The sequence below is a fragment of the Pseudomonas sp. KNUC1026 genome (assembly GCF_021650705.1).
Lineage (GTDB): Bacteria > Pseudomonadota > Gammaproteobacteria > Pseudomonadales > Pseudomonadaceae > Aquipseudomonas.
On the sequence record NZ_CP087138.1, the window covers coordinates 3785673 to 3801679 of the forward strand.

Consider the following 16007-nt stretch of genomic DNA (forward strand, 5'->3'; position numbering starts at 1 on the left):
CCGGCCGATTACTGGCAGGGCTTGACCTCCGCCAGCGCCTCGACGTGATGCTCCTTCTCCGCTTCTTTCAACTCTTCTTCGCTGACCACTTCGGCGATGGCGCGCAGGCGCTCCACCACCCGTGCATTGATGCTGCCTTCGGGGAATTGGCCGTCGTCGTCCGGCGCGCCGGCGTCCTGCCCCACCAGCAGGCTCAGTGCTTCATCAGCCTGGCTGACCGCGTACACATGGAAACGACCCTCGCGCACGGCCTTGACCACCCGCTCGTCGAGCATCAGGGTTGCCACGTTCGCCTTGGGAATGATCGCAGCCTGCTCGCCCGTGAGCCCGCGCGCTTCGCACAGCCGGAAGAAGCCCTCGATCTTCTCGTTCACCCCTCCTACCGCTTGCACCTCGCCGAACTGGTTGATGGAGCCAGTGATGGCAAAGCATTGCTTGAGCGGCGTTTTCGACAGCGCCGAGATCAACGTACAGGCCTCGCCCAGCGAAGCGCTGTCGCCGTCGACGTAGCCGTAGGACTGCTCCAGCGCGATGCTCGCGGAAATCGCCAGCGGAAATTCCTGGGCATAGCGGCTGCCGAGGTAGCCGGTCAGGATCATCACGCCCTTGGAGTGGATCGGCTGGCCCAGGTTGACCTCGCGCTCGATGTCGACGATGCCGCTGCCGCCAGGATAAACCGTGGCCGAGATGCGTGCCGGCACGCCAAAGGCCGAGTCGCCGACTTCCAGCACTGTCAGGCCGTTGCACTTGCCCACTGCCGCGCCCTCGGTATCGATCAGCACGATGCCCGCGAGCATGTCATCGAGAATGCGTGCCGAGACGCGCCCGGTCCGGGTGGCCTTGGCCTTGAGTGCGCGCTCGATGTGGCCGGCGTCGGTGCGCTCGTCACCGGCTACCTGGCGGATGAAGTCGGCCTCGCTGACCAGTTGGAACAGGTCGCCGATCTTCGCCGACAAGCGGCCCTGATGTTCGGCCAGGCGCGCGCTGTAGGTGGCCAGGCGCGCGACGGCATCGGCGCTCAGGGGCGCCATGCCCTCTTCGGAGGTGCGCGTCTTGAGCAATTGGGCGAACTGCTCAAGGCTGTCGTCGCCCATCGGAATGTCTTCATCGAAGTCCACCAGCACCCGGAACATCTCCTGGAAGTCCGAGTCGTGGTCTTGCAGCGCGTAATAGATCTGCCGGGAGCCGACGATCACCACTTTGACCTGCAACGGGATCATCTGCGGTGCCAGAGTGACCGTGGCCAAACGGCCGTACTCGCCCACTGGCGATTCCATCTTCAGCTTGCGCGATTGCAGCGCGCGCTTGAGTGCTTCCCACACGAAGGGTTCGCTGAGGAGTTTTTCTGCTTCCAGGATCAGGAAGCCGCCGTTGGCCTGGTGCAACGCACCCGGGCGCAGCTGTCGGTATGAGGTGTAGAGCGCGCCCTGGTCGGTGCTGTATTCGATGCGGCCGAACAGGTTGTCGTAGGTCGGGTGGGGCTCGAACACCACAGGCGCGCCCGCGCCTGCGGCGTGGCCCGCGACCAGGCTGGGGCGTACTGCTCTTCGAGCATCTTGCGCGCGACGGCGTCGTTCTTCGGCTCATCCACGAACTGCTCGACCACCGTACGCAGCAGGTTGACCTGCATGGCTTGCAGATAAGCGCAAACACCGGCGTTCTCGGCGTACTTTTCCGACAACGGCGCCAACAGCGGTTGCAAGGCGAGGGTGATGGTCTCTTCATTGAGCTGGCGCAGCTGGTTGCTCGACTCGCGCTTCCATTGCGGCAGGCTGGCCAGTTCCTCGTTCAGGCGCTCTTCGAGGCCTGAAATGTTTTCGTGGAATCGCTCGCGCTCGGCGTCAGGCAGTTGCGAGAACTCAGCCTCGTCCAGCGCTTTGCCTTCGAGCATCGGGGTAAAGGCGATGTTGCTGCTGTCCCGATACAGCGCCACGTTCTTTTCCAGCGCCGCACGCTCGATCACGTCCAGAGCGCGGTCGTAGCGCTGGTTGAAGGCGCGGTCGATGGCGCTTTTTTTCTGCTGGAAAGAAGGGTGCTCGAACACTGCCGGGAAGGTGGCCAGCAGGTTGTCGATCAAGCCGTTGATGTCGGCCACCAGGGTGCCTGCGCTGCCAGGTGGCAGCTCAAGGGCCTTGGGATTACGCGGCTCATCGAAGTGGTTCACGTACAGCCAGTCGCACGGGGTGTGCAGGCGTTTGGCTTCGGTTTTCAGGTAGCGCTTGGCGAACGAGAAGCGGCCGGTGCCCGGTTCGCCCATTACAAAGACGTTGTAACCCGGTCGCGGCATCGCGACGCCGAATTGCAGGGCCTCGACCGCGCGTTCCTGGCCCAGCACCCCGCGAAACGGTTCGAGGTCATCGGTGCTGGCGAAGCTGAACTGCTCGGCGGTGAAAGGCCGGGCGAGCGCTTCGGGAGACAGGCGCAGGCGGGTGGCGACAGAGTCAGGCATCGGGTGTCCTTGTTCGTGCGAGGCAGATGTCGGCATTCTGGCGCCCTCGCGCGGTGCCATGCAAGGCGCACGTTCAGGCTCGGCTGCGAGGTTCCCGGTGCGGTGCGATTTTATTTTTTTCCGGGCGAGATGGAGCGGAACCGCTCAACATGAGCCAGACTCCAAATCGCGTGGCCGTTCCTGCAGTCGGCCCAGCCAATGGATCACACAACGACGAGAATAAAGCTATGAAACGGATTCTGCTCGGTACCCTGCTCACCGCCGCCTCGCTCAACGCCATGGCCCAGGCCCCAGGCGGCCCGGACTGCGGTTGGGGCAACATGTTGTTCGAAGGCCAGCGTGGCACCCCCGCCCACTTCCTGGCTTCCACCACCAACGGCACCTCCGGCAACGCTACCTTCGGCATGACCAGCGGCACCAACGGCTGCAACACCTCTGGCGCACTCACCTACGGCGGCAAGTCGTGGATCGCCATGAACGGCATGATGAACGAACTCTCCGAAGACATGGCCAAGGGCCAGGGCGAAGCGCTGACGACCTACGCGGTGGTCATGGGTGTGAAGCCTGAAGACCGCGCCTACTTCGAGTCGGTGACCCACAGCCACTTCAACCAGATCTTCAGCAGCTCCGACGTGACCGCCGAAGACGTGCACAACAACACCCTGAGCGTCATGAAGGGCGATGCTCGCCTGGCCAAGTACGCCGAACAGGCTTGACCTCCCCGCCCTGCCCCTCGTGGGCAGGGCTCGATTCGCTGGAACCCCCTGAATGCACAAATGCCTGGCTTGGCTGGCACTGTTGCTGTGCGCCCCGCTCCACGCCGCAACCACCTCTGACATCGAACGCTTGGCACAGGCGCCCTACTGGCTTTCGCTGGGCCATTACACCCCGGCAAAAGGTGGCGGCTGGCGCAGCTACGTCGATGACGACTCATTCTTCCTGGCTGCCGACGGCGCCCACCACCCTGACGCCGAGCTCAAGGCCACTCTGGCCGCCTTGTACGCACCGGCAGCTTCGGGAGATCAGAACGCGCAATGCCGCTATCCGGCACGGGCTCGCTGGCTCAGGTCGCAGCTATCGCTTACCGACCTGCCCCAGGTGCACTGCGGCGAATTCGACCAGTGGTTCCAGGCCATCGCGCCGGCCAGCACCGTACTGGTGTTCCCTGCCGCGTACCTGAACAGCCCGTCTTCGATGTTTGGCCACACACTGCTGCGTATCGACCAGGCCGATACTCGCGCCAACCAGACCGCCCTGCTGAGCTACGCGATCAATTTCGGCGCCTACGTAGCGCCCGGCGACAACAGCATTCTCTACGCCTGGAAGGGCCTGGCCGGCGGCTATCCGGGCCTGTTCTCGCTGGTGCCCTACCAGCAGAAGCTCGCCGAGTACAACAGCCTGGAAAACCGCGACCTGTGGGAATACCACCTGAACCTCACGGCCGAAGAAACCTCGCGAATGGTCGAGCATGTGTGGGAGTTGCGCCAGGTTCGCTTCGATTACTACTTCTTCGACGAAAACTGCTCCTACCGATTGCTGGAATTGCTGCAGGTGGCCCGCCCGGGCCTGAACCTGACCTCACAGTTCCCGCTGACCGCAATCCCGACCGACACGGTCAAAGCGGTCAAGCGTGCCGGGCTGATCGCATCGACCGACTATCGCCCCTCCCGCGAGCGCGAGCTGCTGGGCCGGGCCAAGCCGCTGACGTCTGAAGAAAACCAGTGGGCGCTGCGCCTTTCGGAAGATACCGCACTACTAAAGAGCCCGGAATTCAGGGCCTTGCCTGCCGACCGCCGAGCGCTGATACAAGACACCGCCTACCGCCTGGAGCGCTATCGCGCAACCGGCCAGGAGCGCGACCCCAAACGCGCGCAACGCAGCTTCGAACTGTTGCGGGCCATGAACGAACAGCCGCCACCGCCCCTGGAGCTTGAACGCCCCGGCCTGCCTGAGGAAGGCCACCCTTCCCGCAACTGGAGCGCCGGGTGGGCAGCCGAGACGGCCAGGCGTTCGGTGAGTACGGCCTGCGCATGGCCTACCATGACCTGGCCGACAACAGCTATGGCTTCCCGCTGGGAGCACAGATCGAGATCCTCGGCCTGAAGCTGCGCCAGTACGAGGGCAACCATTGGCAATTGCAGCGCCTGGACCTGGCCAACATCCGCTCACTGACACCGCGCACCGAGCTGTTGCAGCCGCTGTCATGGCAGGTGGGCGGCGGCCTTGAGCGAGTGCCCGGCCGCCATGGCGACCAGGTGCTTGCCACCCACCTGAGCGGTGGCGCAGGCGGCACCTGGGCATTGGCCGACCAGGCGTTGTTCTATGCGATGGGCACCGGGCGCGTGGAGCACAACAATGACTTCTCAGCCTTCGCTGTACCGGCTGTAGGTTTCGACAGTGGCATCCTGTGGCGCAACGGGCTGGGCAATCTGACGTTGCAAGCCAAGGGCGATTACTTCGCCAATGGCGAAGTACGCAGGCGGCTGAGCATCGGGCAGCAGTGGGAGTTGACCCGCGACCTTGGGTTACGACTGACCGCCGGTCGGGATTTCACTCACCTGGGCGGGGCCCGCAACGAAGCGATGCTGGAGCTGCGCTGGTATCACTACTGAAACTTTGCAATGGTTTGACAAAAACCCCACCGGGAAGGGTCTAACCTTTTACCTAACCCGGGCAATTCGCTCGTGGCTCCGTGAGGTATCGGACGATGAAGCGGTATGGGTGTGCATTGGCGCTCGTGGCGGCGCTTGCCGGCTGCCAAAGTGCGCATGATCAGATGGTTCAGCAAGGTTACCCACCCGCCTTTGCTGATGGTTATCACGACGGCTGCAGCAGCGGCCGTGCCGCCGCCGCCTCATTCGGTGGCCTGTACATCAAGAATGTGACGCGCTACAGCAGCGACAAGCTCTATGGCGGAGGCTGGGACGATGGCTTTCGACAGTGCCAGGCACAGGCGGTGAGCCGTGACCAGCAAGAGGTGCAGAACCGCGTGCTAAACGACCGCGACCGTGAGTGGGAGCAGGAAAAACGCGCATGACCTACCGCGCCTACCACGGTAACTGAGCACGTTTGCGGGCTGCGGCTGAAACTTGAAGTACCCAGTGATGGCCTAACGCTTCAAGGAAGGAGAAACCATGAGCCGAGCTTTTGTGAACGAAGACCACGCCGCCGCACAGGCCAGCGCACCGGTGCAGCGGCCGATCAGCGACCAACCGAACTATGTGACCGAGAGTGGCCAGGCGCAGCTGCATGCACGCGTCGCCGAGCTCAACGCCCTGCGCAGCGAGCAAGTGGCGCTGGGTGAGCGTGGAGACAAGCAGGCGATGGCAGACCTGGAACGGGACCTGGGATATTTTCAGCAACGGCTGGCCAGCGCCCGGGTAGTGCCGCCGGTGACCGCGACCGAGAAGGTACAGATCGGCAGTTGGGTCATTTTCGCGGACGAGAACAATGACCATACTCAGGTGTGCCTGGTGGGTGAAGATCAGGCCGATGTCGCGGTGGGGTTGATCAACTGGGCCTCGCCGCTGGGCAAGGCACTGCTGGGGGCGCGCGAAGGGGATGAGGTGAAGTGGTCAAGGCCAGCGGGCGATGCGGTGATCGAGATCGTGCGGATCAGTGTTACACCCTCAGCCTGATTGCCAGCAACCGCGAGCGCGCCGCCAAAACTTGGTGGGAGGCCGGCGAGCCGGCCTCCCACAAGTGCTCTGCCCTGGCAACTTGGCCGCAGAGCTTTACCGTATCAGGCCAGGCTTTTGTAACGAACGCGTTTGGGTTGCGCGGCCGCGTCACCGAGGCGCTTCTTGCGATCGGCTTCGTACTCGGTGTAGTTGCCTTCGAAGAACACCACTTGCGAGTTGTCTTCGTACGCCAGGATGTGAGTAGCCACCCGGTCCAGGAACCACCGATCGTGAGAAATCACGATCGCAGCACCGGGGAAGTCGAGCAGTGCTTCCTCCAGCGAACGCAAGGTTTCGACGTCCAGGTCGTTGGACGGTTCGTCGAGCAGCAGCACGTTGCCGCCTTCCTTGAGGGTCAGCGCCATGTGCAGGCGGCCACGCTCACCACCTGAGAGATCCTTGACGAACTTCTGCTGGTCGCCGCCCTTGAAATTGAAGCGGCCCACATAAGTGCGCGACGGGATTTCGTAGCTGCCGATGCGGATCACATCGGAGCCATCGGACACCTGTTCGAACACAGTCTTGCTGCCGTCGAGGTCTTCGCGGCTCTGGTCGACGCAGGCCAGTTGCACGGTGTCGCCGATCTCGATGCTGCCCGAGTCTGGCTGCTCTTTGCCCATCAGCATGCGGAACAGGGTGGATTTACCCGCGCCGTTACCGCCAATCACGCCGACGATAGCGCCCTTGGGAATGGAGAACGACAGGTTGTCGATCAGCACGCGGTCGCCATAACCCTTGGTGACGTTGTTGAATTCGATGACCTTGTCGCCCAGGCGCGGGCCAGCCGGGATGTAGATTTCGTTGGTTTCGGCGCGCTTCTGGAATTCCTGAGACTGCATCTCCTCGAACCGGGCCAAACGGGCCTTGGACTTGGCCTGGCGGGCCTTGGCGCCCTTGCGCACCCACTCCAGCTCTTCCTTCATGGCCTTTTCGTGAGCTGACTGCTGCTTGCTCTCCTGGGCCAGGCGGTCGGATTTGGTTTCGAGCCAGCCGGAATAGTTGCCCTCGTAAGGGATACCGGCGCCGCGGTCCAGCTCCAGAATCCAGCCGGCGACGTTGTCGAGGAAGTAACGGTCGTGGGTAATGGCTACCACGGTACCCGGGAAGTTGTGCAGGAACTGCTCCAGCCAGGCGACCGAGTCGGCGTCCAGGTGGTTGGTCGGTTCGTCGAGCAGCAGCATGTCGGGTGCCGACAGCAGCAGGCGGCACAGCGCCACGCGGCGCTTTTCACCACCGGAAAGGTGCTCGATCCTGGCATCCCATGCCGGCAGGCGCAGTGCGTCGGCAGCCACTTCCAGCTGGCGCTCCAGGTTATGGCCGTCGCTGGCCTGCAGGATCGCTTCGAGCTTGGCCTGCTCGGCGGCCAGCTTGTCGAAATCGGCATCGGGCTCGGCGTAGGCGGCGTAGACCTCGTCCAGGCGCGCCTGGGCGTCCTTGACCACCGAAACAGCCTCCTCGACCACTTCGCGGACCGTCTTGGCGGGGTCAAGTTGTGGCTCTTGAGGCAGATAACCTACATTGAGATCCGGCATCGGGCGGGCCTCGCCGTCGAACTCTTTGTCGACCCCGGCCATGATCCGCAGCAGCGTGGATTTACCCGCGCCGTTCAGGCCCAGCACGCCGATCTTGGCGCCGGGGAAGAACGACAGCGAGATGTTCTTGAGGATTTCACGTTTCGGCGGAACGACCTTGCTCAGCCGATGCATGGTGTAGACGTATTGGGCCATGGGAAACCTGACTTGGGTGACGATGACGATGGTCAAAGATAACTGGACGCAAGCGGGCGCTTGCCAAGGGCGTCAAAGCTACCGGAATGCGACGCCGTCGGCAAACAGCCGACAAACAGGGCTGGCACTTTGCCACAGCACGCGTCATGCTATTTCGTCGCTAGCCAAGGACCCGGTATACGACTATTTCCCGTCTCGTTTCCCGTCATCCGCACGGCTCCAGCGCAGGTATACCCGTTGAGCACTTTGCCCAAGCCCCCATTGCGCCACCAGGCTGCCAGACCGGCACGCCACTGGTCGGGTTCACTGCGTGCCACGTTGGCCCTGCTGGTGCTGATGCTCACAGGCTTGCTGTTCTGGCAATTGCTGGATCAATACCTGCGCAGCGAACAGGCCGAGCATGATCGTGCCGTCGAATTCGCAACTTCCCAGGCCGATCACCTGAGCATGAGCATGGCGCTGCTGGCACAGACCGCCCTGAATCAGCTGGCCAATGTCGACCCTCCCCTGAGCCCGGCCAACCGCCCTGCCCTGCTCGGGCAATTGCGCAACACGCTGCCAAGCCTGGCAAGCGTTGCCTGGATCGACGCCCAGGGCCAACCACAAGGCGCGGTGCCGCTGGCCAGCGATGCACTGAATGACCTGCTGGTTCGTGCTGGCGCGGAGGGCTTTCACTATGCACAGGGCCGCGACAGCAAAAGCCTGGTGCTGTTGCTGCGTGAGCCCTCGGCAGCAGAGCGCGGGCATTGGTTGCTGACGTTCAGCCCAGCACTGTTCGACCAGTTCAGCGAAGACATCCAGCAAGCGCGCGGCCGCGCCTGGCTGCTGGAAAACAGCGAAACGCGCCAGGTTGTCTTGCGCGATGGCAAGCCCGGCGATACCACGCCGGTCAGCGACACAGAGCAGAACCAGAGTGTTCTGGTGGTGCCGCTCGCCGGCAGCGACTGGGCCATGCGCGGCCTGTTCGACGCCGAGAGCGCCCGCGTTGCGCTGTTCAAAGGGCTTGCCGGCAAGCTGTTGCTGGGCGCCTTGTGCGCGATCCTGCCGGCGCTGGTGCTGCGCGACATTCGCCGCCGCCAACGCGCTCTACAAGAAGGCAAACGCCGTTATCACGATATTTTCGAAGGCGCCGGCGTCGGCCTGTGCGTGCTCGACCTCGCCGCGCTGCGTGCCGCCCTGCACAACCATGGCATCGATGGCCCTGAACAACTGGCGCAATGGCAGGGCAAAAACCCGCAGCATCGCCTGACGCTGCTGGCGGCCATGCGCATCTGTGAAGCCAACCACCTGGCACTGGAACTGCTGGCCGTAGCCGATGCTACCCAATTGCACGACCGCCTGTTCGGCGCATCGGCCGATGCCACGCCGCTGATCACCTCACTGCTCGACCTGGCCCTGGGCCAACCCTACGCGCACGAAGTCGAGCTGCAGACCCACGACGCTAGCGGCAACAAGCAGTACCTGTGGTTCGCCCTGCGCCCCAGCGCCGAGGCCGAAGCCGACGAAGTGGTGTTGAGCCTGGACGACATCACTCAGCGCAAGCAGGCAGAGCTTTCGCTGGCTGAGCGCGAGGCATTCTGGGCAGAGGTCATCCAGACCGTCCCCGACCACCTCTATGTTGCCAACGTGCGCAATCGCGAATTGCTCTACAGCAATGAGCACCTGGGCCTGGCGCTGGGTTATGTAGAAGGCGAGCTGGAGCAGATGGGGCCCAATTACTGGGAGAGCATGCTGCACCCCGAAGACCTGACGCTGGCGACTGCCCTGCGCCAACGCCAGCGCGACACCGCATACGAAAAACCACTGCACACCCAGCTGCGCTTTCGCCACAAGGAAGGTGGCTGGCGCCGTTTCGAGATTCGCGAGCAAACCCTCAGCACCGATGCCGACGGCAAGGTGGCGCGCATCATCGGCGTGGCCAAGGACATTTCCGATCAGGTCGAGGCCAGCCAGTCGCTGCGGGAAAGCGAGCGCCGCTACCGCTTGCTGGCCGAGAGCATCAGTGACGTGATCTTCTCGACCGATAGCCAGCTGTCGCTCAACTATGTCAGCCCTTCGGTGGTGACTGTTCTGGGTTATGAAGTCGAAGCCGTGTTCGACCATGGCTGGCAGTCGATCATCGCCAACCCTGCACAATTGCAGAACCTGCAGGCATTGCTGGAGCGTGTCGAAACGGCCCTGGGCAACCCGCTGGCATTGGCCGAACTGCGCCAGCAGGTCAAGACCGATTTCTTCCTGTTCGATTGCCTGCGCGCCGACGGCCGCAAGATCCCCATCGAACTGCGGCTGGTGCTGATCTGGGACGAGAAAGACAATTTCGAAGGCATTCTGGGCGTGGGCCGCGACGTGAGCCAGCAGCGCCGTGCAGAAAAAGACCTGCGCATGGCTGCCACGGTATTCGAGCACTCGACCTCGGCCATCATCATCACCGACCCGGCCGGCTACATCGTGCAAACCAACGAAGCCTTCGCGCGGGTGACCGGCTACTCGGCCGACCAGGTGCTGGACCAGTTGCCCAACCTGCTCACCGTGCCGGACCAGCAACAGGCGCATTTGCAGTACGTGGTTCGCCAGCTCGGCGAGCGCGGCAGCTGGGAAGGCGAGATCTGGCTCAAGCGCCGCAATGGCGAGCATTACCCTGCGTGGGTCGGCATTACCGCAGTGTTCGATGACGAAGGCGACCTGGCCAGCTATGTGTGCTTTTTCAGCGACATCAGCGAGCGCAAGGCCAGCGAGCAGCGCATCCACCGCCTGGCGTACTACGACGCCCTGACCCACCTGCCCAACCGCACGTTGTTCCAGGACCGGCTGCACAATGCCTTGCAACAGGCCGAGCGGCAGAAAACCTGGGTGGTGCTGATGTTCCTGGACCTGGACCGCTTCAAGCCGATCAACGACTCGCTTGGCCACGCCGCCGGCGACCGTATGCTCAAGGACATGGCCGTGCGCCTGCTGGCCTGTGTGGCCGATGACGACACCGTGGCACGCATGGGTGGCGACGAATTCACGCTGCTGTTGCAACCTCGCGCAAGCCGCGAGCAGGCGCTGAACCGCGCCGTGCATGTGGCCGAGCAGATCCTGGGAAGCCTGGTGCGGCCGTTCGTGCTGGAAGGGCGCGAGTTCTTCGTCACTGCCAGTATCGGCATCGCGCTCAGCCCGCAGGATGGCAACGAGCTGTCGCAACTGATGAAAAACGCCGACACGGCGATGTATCACGCCAAGGAGCGTGGCAAGAACAACTTCCAGTTCTACCAGGCCGACATGAACGCGTCGGCGCTTGAGCGACTGGAGCTGGAAAGCGACTTGCGCCATGCGTTGGAACAGCGCGAGTTCGTGCTCTATTACCAACCGCAATTCAGTGGCGATGGCCGCCGGCTCACCGGCGCCGAGGCCCTGCTGCGCTGGAACCACCCGCGCCGCGGCCTGGTGCCGCCCGGGGACTTCATCCCGGTGCTCGAAGAGCTTGGCCTGGTGGTGGATGTAGGCGAGTGGGTATTGCATGAAGCCTGCCGCCAGCTCAAGGCGTGGCATCAGGCACGGGTACGGGTGCCGAAAGTCTCGGTGAACATCTCGGCACGGCAGTTCGCCGATGGCCACCTCGGCCGGCGCATCGCTTGCATCCTCGAAGAGACCGAGCTGCCGCCGGCATGCCTGGAGCTCGAGTTGACCGAAAGCATCCTGATGCGCGAAGTGAACGAGGCCATGCAGATCCTGGACAGCCTCAAGCAACTGGGGCTGTCGATCGCGGTGGATGACTTCGGCACCGGCTACTCATCGCTGAACTACCTCAAGCAGTTCCCGATCGATGTACTGAAGATCGACCGCACCTTCGTCGACGGGCTGCCCGACGGCGAACAGGATGCGCAGATCGCCCGCGCGATCATCGCCATGGCCCACAGCCTGAACCTCGCGGTGATCGCCGAGGGTGTGGAAACCCATGAGCAATTGGGCTTCTTGCGCGAGCATGGCTGTGATGAGGTTCAGGGGTATCTTTTCGGGCGCCCGATGCCGGCGAACCGGTTCGCCGGGCAGTTCAGCAATGATGCGTTGTTCATGCTCGAATGAAGTGCCTTGGTGACTGATAACCGGACAGGCCATAACGCTTCATGCCGATATGGTCTATAGCGCCCATCATGGACAGCGATGCGAAATTGGTGGCCGCCCCCGATACCGTATTGGCCAATTGAACAACGGCACCGGGAACAGGCCCTGAAGCATTCATATGGGCCAGCGTGGCCATCGCGTCGTGCGCCCATTGCATACCGGTACGCCAGGCCGCGGTAGTGCCACTGATGTCGCCGGCGTATACGGCTGCGGACAGATCGTCATATAGCTCGGCATGCGGCGGGCTGAGCCCTTCCCGGCCAGCCGCCAGGAAGTTTCGATTCACGCCGCGCAGATTTTCGTTGAAGGGATGGCCACGGCGGAGCTCCACTACTCGTGAGACATATTCTCGGGTCGGCAAAGGGATCAGTGTCTTCATCGAAGTTTGCCCACGAACATCGGCGGCTATTTGTCCCAACTCTTTCATGAACATCGAGGTGGGGATAAAGCTGCGGCCACTTGGATCGGAATAATTGACCGGATCAGCCTGGCAGAACGCATAAGCGTTCATCCCGCCCTCTTGCATCGGGCTGAGTACATCGGGGCTGGCGAATCTCCCAAGGCTGGCGACGTACTGGCGGTGCCCGGCTCCCAACAGATAATCACCCCTGCGGGGCTCAACCAGTTCGCCATTGAAGCCGACACGTGTCGCGATGCTCGGCCGAACGCCAAAGGGCGTGTAGCCGACGCTCGCCAAGCCGCAACGGATGACCGAACGGGAGCAATCTGTAGCAACGTGCATGGCGATCATCCGATCAGAGTTTCAACCGGTTATACGCTGCGCGCCTCACGCCAGCACCCGGCATATATGCCAGGCAGGTGAGCCACCCTCACCCCGGCAATGATCTTGCGTCATGTGCCTACCTCGGGCAGATCAGGTAGAATGCGCGCCTTATTACCACCGCCGATCCCCGAGGACCGCCCATGTTCAGCCGTGATTTGACCCTTGCCAAGTTTGACGCCGACCTGTTCGCCGCCATGGAACAGGAAGCTCGCCGCCAGGAAGAGCACATCGAGCTGATCGCCTCGGAGAACTACACCAGCCCCGCAGTGATGGAAGCCCAGGGTTCGGCGCTGACCAACAAGTACGCCGAAGGTTACCCGGGCAAGCGTTACTACGGTGGTTGCGAGTACGTAGACGTCGTTGAACAACTGGCCATCGACCGTGCCAAGGAGCTGTTCGGCGCCGACTACGCGAACGTCCAGCCACACGCCGGCTCCCAGGCCAACGCTGCCGTTTACCTTGCGCTGCTGCAAGCTGGCGACACCATCCTGGGCATGAGCCTGGCCCACGGCGGCCACCTGACCCACGGTGCCTCGGTGTCCTCCTCCGGCAAGCTCTACAACGCTGTGCAGTACGGCATCGACGGCAACGGCCTGATCGACTACGACGAAGTCGAGCGCCTGGCCGTCGAGCACAAGCCCAAGATGATCGTCGCCGGTTTCTCGGCCTACTCCCAGGTGCTGGACTTCGCTCGCTTCCGTGCCATCGCCGACAAGGTAGGCGCCTACCTGTTCGTCGACATGGCTCACGTGGCCGGCCTGGTCGCTGCAGGTGTCTACCCCAACCCGATCCCGTTCGCCGACGTGGTCACCACCACCACCCACAAGACCCTGCGCGGCCCGCGCGGCGGCCTGATCCTCGCCAAGGCCAACGCCGACATCGAGAAGAAGCTGAACTCTGCTGTATTCCCTGGCGCTCAAGGTGGCCCGCTGGAGCACGTGATCGCGGCCAAGGCCGTGTGCTTCAAGGAAGCGCTGCAGCCTGAGTTCAAGCAGTACCAGCAGCAAGTGGTCAAGAACGCCCAGGCCATGGCCGAAGTGTTCATCCAGCGTGGCTTCGACGTGGTCTCCGGCGGTACCCAGAACCATCTGTTCCTGCTGTCGCTGATCAGCAAGGACATCTCGGGCAAGGACGCAGACGCTGCGCTGGGCCGTGCTCACATCACCGTGAACAAGAACTCGGTGCCCAACGATCCGCGCTCGCCTTTCGTTACCTCGGGCCTGCGCTTCGGCACTCCGGCCGTTACCACCCGCGGCTTCAAGGAAACCGAGTGCCGCGAGCTGGCCGGCTGGATCTGCGACATCCTCGAAGACTTGAATAATGAAGCAGTGATCGATGCCGTTCGAGCCAAGGTTGCCGACATCTGCAAAAAACTGCCGGTATACGGCAACTAAATAGCACCATCTAAAAGAGCCCGGCCATCAAGCCGGGCTTTTTTATGCCCCGCGCCTTACTGGGAAAGCCTTCCATCTCCGCCGTCGCCTGCCTGCGCCGTAGCCTGAAACGCCCCCATCCGACCGTGCATAAGCTGCATCGGTATCGATTCAGGGGGTGTACTGATCAATCACGCCTGCGTGCCAGCCCAGGCTTTCACAATGACAATCCATGAACATCGGGTCGATTGAGCCAACCCCCCAAGTGACCTGCCAAACACCCCATCCCTAGCGATAAGGAAATCGCCAATGCCGAACGACTTCAAGATGTCATTCACCGCGACGCTTTTGATCAATGGCCATCCCGTCCGTGCCATGGATGAATTCACCGACCTGCCGGTAACGGTGGGCGCTCATGCAGGAAACCCTACTGTCGATGTATCCCAGGCACTAGGCGTGCTGATGGGGCCGGACGCTGAATGGGACAGTGAACGAGACAGCGGCCTGATCGATTTTCACCTGCTCGACACTGCCCCTTGCTCCGCGTGCCTGCTGTACTTTCGCCATCAGCAAGGCAAGTACCGCGTGTATGTGCGCACGGGTGCCTACGCAGGGTTTGGCTGGTACACCTGCGCAGACCAGGTGCCTCGCCTTCAGCAAGGCATCAGTGTGCCGCCCCCGCTCTGGACGCTGCGCCATGCCTACAGCGATCAGGTGCTGACCCTCGACAAGATGCCAACCGGGAGAACGCCGATCTGCCTGGAACCGCCAGGTGCCCAGCGCAGCATATCGCTGGAAGGCATAGGTGACCGGCACAATGGCGGCTACCTGAAAGTGGCGGGCGCCGGCTCACGTACTCGGCTGAGCCTCAATATCGTGGAGCGCGAAGCTGACTGGCTTGCCTAAAGTTGCTCGAAGGCGATGCGGATTCGCTCTTCTGGCAAGTCATCGCCGATGAACACGATCACGCTTTCCCGCGCCTTCCCCTCCTCCCAGGCGCGGTCCCAATCGAAGCCATAGAGCTTGAGTACGCCCTGGAACACCAGGCGTCGATCTTCTCCCTCGATGTTCAACACGCCCTTGTACCGCAGCAATTGCCGGCCATGGTCTTCCAGCAACTGGTTCATGAACTCGCTCAGGCGGTCGATATCCAGCGGTGCTTCGCGGCGCAATACCAGGCTGCGGATTCGATCATGGCTTGCACCTTTAACCACGGGCCGCAAGGTCATGCCGGCGCCCACATCCGCATTGAGATTGAAGCCGCGAATATCGAGCAACTCCGGCAGGTCGACCTCGCCATGTTCCACCACCCGGATCGGTGCACGCGGGTTGATGCGCCCCAGGCGTTCGCTCAAGGCTGAGAAAGCCTCAGGGCTGACCAGGTCGGTCTTGCTCACCAACAGGCGATCGGCAAACCCTACCTGCGCCTGGGCGATGGTCTGCTTCAAATGCTCCTCGGCGTGAGCCGCATCGACCAGCGTGACGATCCCGTCGAGCAGGTAACGCTCGCGGATGTCTTCGTCGGTGAAGAAGGTCTGCGCAACCGGTGCAGGGTCGGCCAGGCCGGTGCATTCGATCACTAGCCGTTCGAAATGGATAGCGCCGCTGTCCAGCCGCTGCAACAGAAAGCGCAGGCCTTTGGTGAGGTCGGAATTGACGCTGCAGCACACGCAACCGTTGGCAAGCGTGAGGACCTGCACCGCCTCGTCGCCGAGCAACTCGGTGTCGATGCCGGTTTCTGCGAATTCGTTTTCGATGACAGCGAGCTTCAGGCCATGCTCGGCCTTGAGCAGGTAGCGCAGCAGCGTGGTTTTACCTGCACCGAGAAAGCCGCTGAGAATGGTGACCGGGATTGGGCTCACGAAACCTCCAGGCAAGAAAACGCCGCGG

The 16007-nt window shown here is 62.6% G+C and carries 9 protein-coding genes and 2 pseudogenes; 7 read left to right on the forward strand and 4 right to left on the reverse strand.

Features of this window, described 5'->3' with window-relative positions; genetic code table 11:
• Positions 1-8: 8 nt before the first annotated feature.
• Positions 9-2449: pseudogene (locus LN139_RS24940) on the reverse strand (AAA family ATPase).
• A 227-nt stretch (positions 2450-2676) separates the two neighbouring features.
• Between LN139_RS24940 and LN139_RS17800 the strand changes: the two are divergent.
• The 4 genes and pseudogenes from LN139_RS17800 to LN139_RS17815 all read left to right on the forward strand — a co-directional run bounded on the left by LN139_RS17800 (position 2677) and on the right by LN139_RS17815 (position 6087).
• On the forward strand, positions 2677-3165 hold the full coding sequence (locus LN139_RS17800; protein ID WP_236355424.1) for a DUF3015 domain-containing protein: 489 nt from the start codon (positions 2677-2679) through the stop codon (positions 3163-3165).
• A 52-nt stretch (positions 3166-3217) separates the two neighbouring features.
• A pseudogene (locus LN139_RS17805) lies at positions 3218-5061 on the forward strand (Lnb N-terminal periplasmic domain-containing protein).
• Positions 5062-5225: 164 nt separating this feature from the next.
• Entirely contained in the window at positions 5226-5486 is a 261-nt protein-coding gene (locus LN139_RS17810) for a hypothetical protein (RefSeq protein ID WP_442964334.1), read from the forward strand.
• A 97-nt stretch (positions 5487-5583) separates the two neighbouring features.
• Positions 5584-6087 carry a GreA/GreB family elongation factor gene (locus tag LN139_RS17815; protein ID WP_236355425.1) on the forward strand — a complete coding sequence of 168 codons (504 nt, stop codon included), beginning with the start codon at positions 5584-5586 and terminating at the stop codon, positions 6085-6087.
• Between the two features lie 104 nt (positions 6088-6191).
• On the opposite strand, the gene ettA is transcribed toward LN139_RS17815, so the two are convergent.
• On the reverse strand, positions 6192-7856 hold the full coding sequence (ettA, locus tag LN139_RS17820) for an energy-dependent translational throttle protein EttA (RefSeq protein WP_236355426.1): 1665 nt from the start codon (positions 7854-7856) through the stop codon (positions 6192-6194).
• A gap of 237 nt (positions 7857-8093) precedes the next feature.
• Between ettA and LN139_RS17825 the strand changes: the two genes are divergently transcribed.
• On the forward strand, positions 8094-11921 hold the full coding sequence (locus LN139_RS17825) for an EAL domain-containing protein (RefSeq protein WP_442964335.1): 3828 nt from the start codon (positions 8094-8096) through the stop codon (positions 11919-11921).
• Here LN139_RS17825 and LN139_RS17830 read toward each other — a convergent pair.
• Positions 11908-12702, reverse strand: coding sequence for an RHS repeat-associated core domain-containing protein (locus LN139_RS17830; RefSeq protein WP_236355427.1), 795 nt, complete (start codon positions 12700-12702; stop codon positions 11908-11910). The genes LN139_RS17825 and LN139_RS17830 overlap by 14 nt on opposite strands.
• 182 nt (positions 12703-12884) lie before the next feature.
• Here LN139_RS17830 and glyA point away from each other — a divergent pair, with 182 nt between their 5' ends.
• Together glyA and LN139_RS17840 are read left to right on the forward strand one after the other, a co-directional pair.
• Positions 12885-14138, forward strand: a complete 1254-nt coding sequence (gene glyA / locus LN139_RS17835) for a serine hydroxymethyltransferase (protein WP_236355428.1) — start codon at positions 12885-12887, stop codon at positions 14136-14138.
• Between the two features lie 288 nt (positions 14139-14426).
• On the forward strand, positions 14427-15023 hold the full coding sequence (locus LN139_RS17840) for a hypothetical protein (protein ID WP_236355429.1): 597 nt from the start codon (positions 14427-14429) through the stop codon (positions 15021-15023).
• On the opposite strand, the gene yjiA is transcribed toward LN139_RS17840, so the two are convergent.
• The gene (yjiA, locus tag LN139_RS17845) at positions 15020-15979 is read right to left on the reverse strand and encodes a GTPase (RefSeq protein ID WP_236355430.1); all 960 of its coding nucleotides are present in this window, start codon (positions 15977-15979) and stop codon (positions 15020-15022) included. The genes LN139_RS17840 and yjiA overlap by 4 nt on opposite strands.
• Positions 15980-16007: the final 28 nt, after the last annotated feature.